We start from the raw sequence: 6,649 nt of genomic DNA on the forward strand, positions 1-6,649 counted from the left end.
GGCACCCTGACCCTCGGCGACCGGCCCCTCAACGGGCTCCCTGTGGAGAAACGAGGCATCGCCATCCTCTTTCAGGACGATCTCCTTTTCCCCCACATGACCGTCCTCGAAAACCTCCTTTTTGCCCTGCCGCAAGGACACCGCAAGGCACGACACAAGGAGGCGGAAAACGTCTTGGCCGACCTGGGCTTAGACGCGCTGAAACACCGATACCCCGCAGCCCTCTCCGGGGGACAGAAGGCCCGCATCAGCGTGATGCGCGCCCTCTTGAGCCGTCCCGACGCCGTGCTTCTGGATGAGCCCTTCTCCAAACTCGACAAGCCCTTGCGGAAACACTTTCGCACCTTCGTTTTTGAGAAAATCATCGGCATGGGCATCCCGGCCCTGCTCGTCACCCACGACGAAGACGACATCCCCCAAGGCGGACGCCTGATCCGTCTGGACGTATAAAAAGGAAAAAAATGCTGGATCCATGGAGTACAAACTGGGTGAAAAAACCTCTGGAGTGGTTGGCCGTTCCCTTGGCGAGGCGTGGAATACAGGCGGATCAGGTAACGGTGGCAGGTTTTGTCATCGGGATGCTGGCCATCCCGGCGTTGGCCTTTGGGGGGTACAAGCTGGCGTTGGGACTGATTGCGGTGAACCGCATCGCCGATGGTATCGACGGCGTGCTGGCCAGGCAAAACGGCCCCACCGATGCCGGGGGATTCCTCGATATTGTCCTTGATTTTATCTTTTATGCGGCGGTGGTGGTGGGGTTTGCCCTGGCTGATCCGACCCAAAACGCGCTGGCGGCGGGGATTCTTCTCTTCACCTTTATGGGGACCGGGTCCAGCTTTCTGGGGTTTGCCGTTCTGGCGCAAAAAAAGGGCCTCAGCAGCCCCGTGTACCCCACCAAAAGCCTGTATTATCTGGGCGGACTCACGGAAGGAACGGAGACCCTTGCTTTCTTTGTCGTCATCTGTCTTTTTCCAGAGGAGTTCCCGTGGCTGGCCCTTATTTTTGCCGGAGCCTGCGGGATCACGGCAGGGGTCCGCATCGTCTCCGGGTATCACACCCTGAAAGACAAGAAAAGCCTTTGATCCCGGCCGGTCAACGAACAATTTAAGGTACCGTCACCGTTTAGCTTACGCCACCGTGAAAGCTGTTTTATTTTTATCTCAGGCCCTCTCCAGAACATCCCTCACCTTCCGGGTCAGCGCTTCAATGGTGAAAGGCTTCTGGATAAAATGAATGCCTTCTTCCAATACCCCGTGATGGGCAATGACGTCATCGGAATATCCGGACATATAAAGAGCGCGGACGCCGGAATATAACGCCGAGACCTGAGTGTAGAGCTCCCTGCCGTTCATTCCGGGCATGACGACGTCTGTCAGCAGAAGATCCACCGTCCCGCCAAACTCATCCAGAAATGCCAGCGCCTCCTCCGCGCTGGCAGCATTATAAACACAATACCCCTGACGCGTTAAGACGCTCACCGTCATATTCCGAACCACCTCGTTGTCCTCGACCACCAGCACCGTTTCATCCCCTGAAACCGAAGGACTCTCTTTCCTGGGGGCCGCCACCCCCTCTATGGGCATCTCGTCTTCACTCGGAAAATAGAAAGAGAACCTCGTGCCCTTGCCCTGTTGAGTATCCATCAATACCGTTCCGCCATGCTGGGCCACGATCCCATACACCGTGGAGAGCCCCAGGCCCGTCCCCCCCTTCCCCTTGGTGGAATAAAAGGGTTCAAAGGCTTGCTCTGCCGTGGCGGGATCCATGCCAACCCCTGTATCCATCACCTCCAGAAGTACATAGCTGCCCGGTGATAACTCCAGATGGAAACGAGGGTTCATCGCATCCTGAACCGCCATCCGCACGGCAAGGGATAACTCGCCTCCGTCCGGCATGGCGTCCTGGGCGTTCACGGCCAGGTTCATCAAAATCTGCTCCACCTGCCCCACGTCCGCGCGAACCGGGCAAGGGCTCTCCGCCAGCTCAAGGACCAACTCAATGTTTTCACGCAGGGTCCGCTTTAAAAGCGCCTCCATCCCCGAGACAATGCCCCTTAAATCAAGGTGGTCCAAGCGAAGTACCTGCTTCCGACTAAACGCAAGCAGCTGCCGGACCAGATTTCGGGAGCGTTCCGCAGCATTCTTGACCTCCAGGGCGTACCCGGAACACTCGGTCCCTGCGGGGAGCTCATCTATAAGCAACTCGGCATACCCCAGAATCGGAGAGAGCATGTTGTTAAAATCATGCGCCACCCCAGCGGCCAATCGGCCCACGGATTCGATTTTCTGGACCTGTTGCAGTTGGGCCGCCAGTTTTCTCTGCTCGGTCTGATCGATAAAATACGCGATGTACTGCCCCGAATCGAGGGCAACGGCTTCCAGCCTCCCGTAGACAACGCCACCGTTTTTATGGAGCACGGGTATCTCTGTCTGGATATAGCCTTCCTGCTTCAGCCGCTCAACGATCGGTGCCATCTGCCCCACCCCGTCAGAGACCGAGAGAGCGTTGACATTCAAAGCCTTCAGTTCGGCCTGAGAATACCCAAGCATCTGACAAACCGACGCATTGGCTTCGATATAACGGCCTTCGTCATCAAAGATAAAAATTCCCACCGGAGAGTTGTCGACATAAGCGCGATACCTTTTTTCGCTGGCCCGCAAGGCCTCCTCCGCGGATCGACGCTCCGTGGTATCCCGCCCGATGGACTGAAATTCACAAAGCGTTCCCTGATCCGAAAAAATGGCTCGGTCCGTCCACTCCTGCCAGCCCCTTCGACCATCCGGAGTGATCACCTCATGCTCATACGTCGCCATAGGATGTTCAGGGGTCAGGGAAAGGAAATGACGTCGCACGTGTTCCCGCGCGTCCTCAAGAAGAAAGGTAAAAAAATTGTGTCCAACCAATGCGGACCGTTCCATCCCGAACATACGGCAATAGCTTTCGTTTACATCCGTCAACCGTCCATCTGGGAGGAAGCGGCACACCATGGCCGGCATATCCTCCACCAGAATGTGATATCTGCGATGGCTGAGCTGCAGCTCTTCAAGCGCCCTCTTGCGCTCCGTGATGTCGGTAACAAACCCTTCCAAAGCCACAACCGAATCCCCAAAACGAACGGCGGTGCCCCGCTCCCAGACCCACTTTTCCTTTCCGTTACGGGCTCTCAGGCGATACTCCATTTCAAAAGAGCCGCTGTTGGCCACGCCTTCATCCACCGCCTTTTGTACCATCGACCGGTCGTCGGGATGAATCATCGCCCCATAGGCAATCACCCGATTGCCGATCAACTCATCTGCATGATATCCGGTCAACGACACCGAGCCTTCACTGACCAAAAGCATGGTCCACGGGTCATCCAACCGACACCGATAGGCCATCCCGGGCAGGTTGGTCAACAGAGTGGCCATGGCTCGACGCGATTCGCCCAGCCCCACCTCCGTATCATAGCGTTGCTGCTCGCAACTCACGTCATAAAGAGCATGAGACAGGTCACCGGCAACTTCCTGAAGCAAAGACACCTCGGCGTCCCCTGCCACAACGTCCGGGGATAAGGTAACGCTCATCATCCCGAGCTCTATGGCCCCGAACGCAAGCCGGGCGACGAGGCTTCCCGGAGGCCGACACAGCTCTCCAAAGGGGCACGTCTCGCAATGGATGTCAGGTTGTACCTGGCCCCCTTTCTGGTCCGTGTCAGGGTCACAGCGTTGATGACCACACCGGGGAAACCACCCCGCCCCAAAGATCCGGTCCAGAACGACGGCCTCGCTTCCCAGGCCCGCCTGGGCCCAGGTCTGGCACCCGCCGTCCGGTCCAATCAAAACAATCCAGACCGCGTCATACCCCCCGGAATCCACCAGCGCGCGGCAGACACGCTGAATCAATGTCTCGAAACTCTTTTCACCGAAAGCGCTCCAGAGAGACTGCCGCACGGCCAGCTGCACACGATTGACGTGCCGAAGGTACGCACAGGCCGCCTGGACGGTCCTGTCGACGTCCCGGTCGTCACCCTCCGGCAAAGACGAATGATAACGCTCAATGGCATCAATTTCCTGTCGCACTTTTTCACTGGAAAAGGAGATGGCACCCAGGCCACCCTCAGGCGTGTCATGATTCTGCATGGGTCTCAAACCTCAGCGCATGCCCACCCCAAGACGGGTGGGCCGTGGACAATACCTGGCCGTATCAGGCCGCGGTTGGATAGGGAAAACTCGAGGAGGGGAAGAGAGACGCCCGGCGATCATGCCATAGAAAAAAGTGGGGGAGCCAAAAATATCGATAAGAAAGGGGTGGCTCTGCCGGGAACTCGTAAGCTTAGTTTACTTGAAATTCTCCTGAAGGTCAAAACCGGAAACGCAGCCCGCGCTCCGACCGAATCACCCTTTCACCGTCAACACGCTAATGGACAGAAGAACCAGGGCAGCACCGACCATCTGAACGAGAGTCAGGGACTCCCCGATAAATACCCAGGAGATGAGCCCTGCAAAAATAGGCTCTGTCGTGGCCGTGATGGAGGCGTTGATCGAGCTGACATACGTCACGCCCACCGCATAAAAGAGAAAGGGAAACACCGTCCCGAACAACACCACATACATCCCCCAGAAGAGAAAAGAGGGGTCGGCACACTTTCCCATGAAGGCAAAGGGAGGCTCCGCGATATTCCACACCACCGCAGCCACCAGAAACGCATAGAACGTCACGACCTTGGGGTCGTACCGTCCTGCCAGACCCTCCCCCATAACCGTATAAAGCGCAAAGCAAAACGCCGAGGCCAGGCCGCTTCCAAGCCCAAGCAGGTTCAACTCGGACACCTGAAAATCATAGGCTCCGGAGACGAAATAGCAGCCGATGATCGTACCTGAAATCGTTGAGGCAGCGACCACGCTCGGCTTCTTCGTCCCGAACGCAAGGGCCCAGAGAAATATCAGCGCCGGGGCAAGGTACTGCATCAGGATTCCCACGGCCACATGGATCCGGCTGATGGCAAACAGATAGGTAAACTGCACCATGGCCATGCCAAAAAAGCCCAGGGTGAAGATGCGCAGCAGGTCCCGTTTTTCTATGCGAAAAAATCCAGGCCGGGTCATGGCGAGCCCCCCCCCGATAAACACCGCCGACAGGGTGACTCGCATCTGCACAAGCTCCCCCGGCGTCATCCCCATAAGAAAAAGGTGCTTGGCAGCCGTCGCCGAAGAGGCCCAGAACAGGGCCGCAATCAAAATGATCAGGGTCCCCTGAATCTTTTGTTTCGGGGAGGGGGTACTGCCGTTGTGACATGTCGTCATCCGTTTGCGTCCTTCATTGAATCCTTTGTCTATCGCCATCTGGCGACTCATTTCGCCTGCATCTACTGCCCCAAAATATCCGGTTTCATTTTTTCAGTCATTTTTACGGCTGTATCAGCTTTTGCACAAGCATCGATTATGGTGTACCATACTTCGACGTGAATTTTCATCTGTGACGCCATCTCCTGAGAGCTTTCTCTTCTGGGGCCTTCGATTTATCAGCGTCACTGTCCCAACCGAAAGACCCGGAGTGATCATGAAGCGTGTTGTTATTTCCCTGATCGTCATCACCGTATTGGCTACCGCTTTTTATTACAGTGGCAAAAAAGTATTCCACTGGAACCGCTCATCCGTACAAGATGCTGTTGAAAAAGAACAGGAACGATGGATGGTGGATGTCGAAAAGCTCAAAGTAGAAGTCAAAGACCTGCAGAAAGAGCTTTACACAGAAACCAAGATGGAGACTCACGAGCAGAAGGTCAGTGAAATACTGGGGACCCCTGAGGGCATGACGCCCCCCACGGGCACAGACACCCCGGGATGCCTGGACTCCGAAAAACGCCTGATCTCATTTTTTGATTACCTGAACAAAAAATACCCGGCGGAGATGACGCCTCTGGACCGCTTTCAAAAGGCCCTCTCCCGGCTCGCGGTCACCCCCCCCGAGATCATGGAAAAGGATCTTGACACCCTGGCCCTGTTCCGAAACATCGCCCACTTGTACCGCGCCATCGGTGCCACGGACCTGAGGGTCTTCAAGCAGATTCTCGAGCAGGAACCCGACGCTGTCGAAGCCTTCCTTCCGGATCTCTACAAGGTGATGATGGACGGCACCTGCACCCGGATCGTCCCTGCCGGCTGCACCCATGAAGTCTCCGCCCACTACGCCACTTTTTTCCTCAACACCCTGGCTGGCCGCAGCTACCTGCTCCGACGCACCTCCCGATATCGGATTTTAGCCTCCTATTATGCGGTGCGGGTGCTTCACCAGGCCGATCTTTCCGGATCCAATCTCTACGGGGTCGATATCCTTCCCGCCGTGAAGATCCTCCAGAGTGACATCGCCCTTTACAAAGGGCTGGCCCAACAAAAAGAGTATCTGGCCACGCTTGAGAAGATCCATCAGCACTACCGAAGGTAACCTAACCCGAATATTTCATGAGAAAACAATCAGGGCCAAGGAATAAATCGTAATTACAGTTCTTTGCAGCAATATCTTCAGCTGTTTCAAAAATGCAAAATGTAATCCACGGTATTCTGTCTGATTTTCTCACCCTTCGGGCGAGCCGGGTGCACTCATCTGCCGCGTTATCAGAGCTTTGAGGTAAACCACTACATCTTCAGCTCTGATGCCTTGCATATGAGCG

The 6,649-nt window shown here is 55.9% G+C and carries 5 protein-coding genes; 3 read left to right on the forward strand and 2 right to left on the reverse strand.

From position 1 onward, the window contains the following. The coding region (locus tag Q1Q75_RS22255) for an ATP-binding cassette domain-containing protein (RefSeq protein WP_300675367.1) at window positions 1-450 on the forward strand (450 nt) is incomplete at its 5' end. A gap of 11 nt (window positions 451-461) precedes the next feature. After that, window positions 462-1,082: a CDP-alcohol phosphatidyltransferase family protein gene (locus Q1Q75_RS22260; protein WP_300675369.1), complete on the forward strand. Its 621-nt coding sequence runs from the start codon at window positions 462-464 to the stop codon at window positions 1,080-1,082. A 78-nt stretch (window positions 1,083-1,160) separates the two neighbouring features. On the opposite strand, the gene Q1Q75_RS22265 is transcribed toward Q1Q75_RS22260, so the two are convergent. Both Q1Q75_RS22265 and Q1Q75_RS22270 read right to left on the reverse strand, forming a co-directional pair. After that, complete coding sequence (locus Q1Q75_RS22265) at window positions 1,161-4,118, reverse strand: PAS domain S-box protein (RefSeq protein WP_300675371.1); 2,958 nt, start codon at window positions 4,116-4,118, stop codon at window positions 1,161-1,163. A 255-nt stretch (window positions 4,119-4,373) separates the two neighbouring features. Then, complete coding sequence (locus tag Q1Q75_RS22270; protein WP_300675373.1) at window positions 4,374-5,282, reverse strand: EamA family transporter; 909 nt, start codon at window positions 5,280-5,282, stop codon at window positions 4,374-4,376. Between the two features lie 256 nt (window positions 5,283-5,538). On the opposite strand from Q1Q75_RS22270, the gene Q1Q75_RS22275 reads away from it, so the two are divergent. Beyond that, window positions 5,539-6,423: a hypothetical protein gene (locus tag Q1Q75_RS22275; protein WP_300675375.1), complete on the forward strand. Its 885-nt coding sequence runs from the start codon at window positions 5,539-5,541 to the stop codon at window positions 6,421-6,423. The last annotated feature ends 226 nt before the right edge of the window (window positions 6,424-6,649 follow it).

Source organism: Desulfoluna sp., assembly GCF_030145185.1.
Lineage (GTDB): Bacteria > Desulfobacterota > Desulfobacteria > Desulfobacterales > Desulfolunaceae > Desulfoluna.

What these genes read in the sequence shown, in the direction of transcription:
- Q1Q75_RS22260 (WP_300675369.1), top strand. Translation starts at nt 462, where the DNA reads ATGCTGGATCCATGGAGTACAAACTGGGTGAAAAAACCTCTGGAGTGG.
- Q1Q75_RS22275 (WP_300675375.1), top strand. Translation starts at nt 5,539, where the DNA reads ATGAAGCGTGTTGTTATTTCCCTGATCGTCATCACCGTATTGGCTACC.
- Q1Q75_RS22265 (WP_300675371.1), bottom strand. Translation starts at nt 4,118, where the DNA reads ATGCAGAATCATGACACGCCTGAGGGTGGCCTGGGTGCCATCTCCTTT.
- Q1Q75_RS22270 (WP_300675373.1), bottom strand. Translation starts at nt 5,282, where the DNA reads ATGACGACATGTCACAACGGCAGTACCCCCTCCCCGAAACAAAAGATT.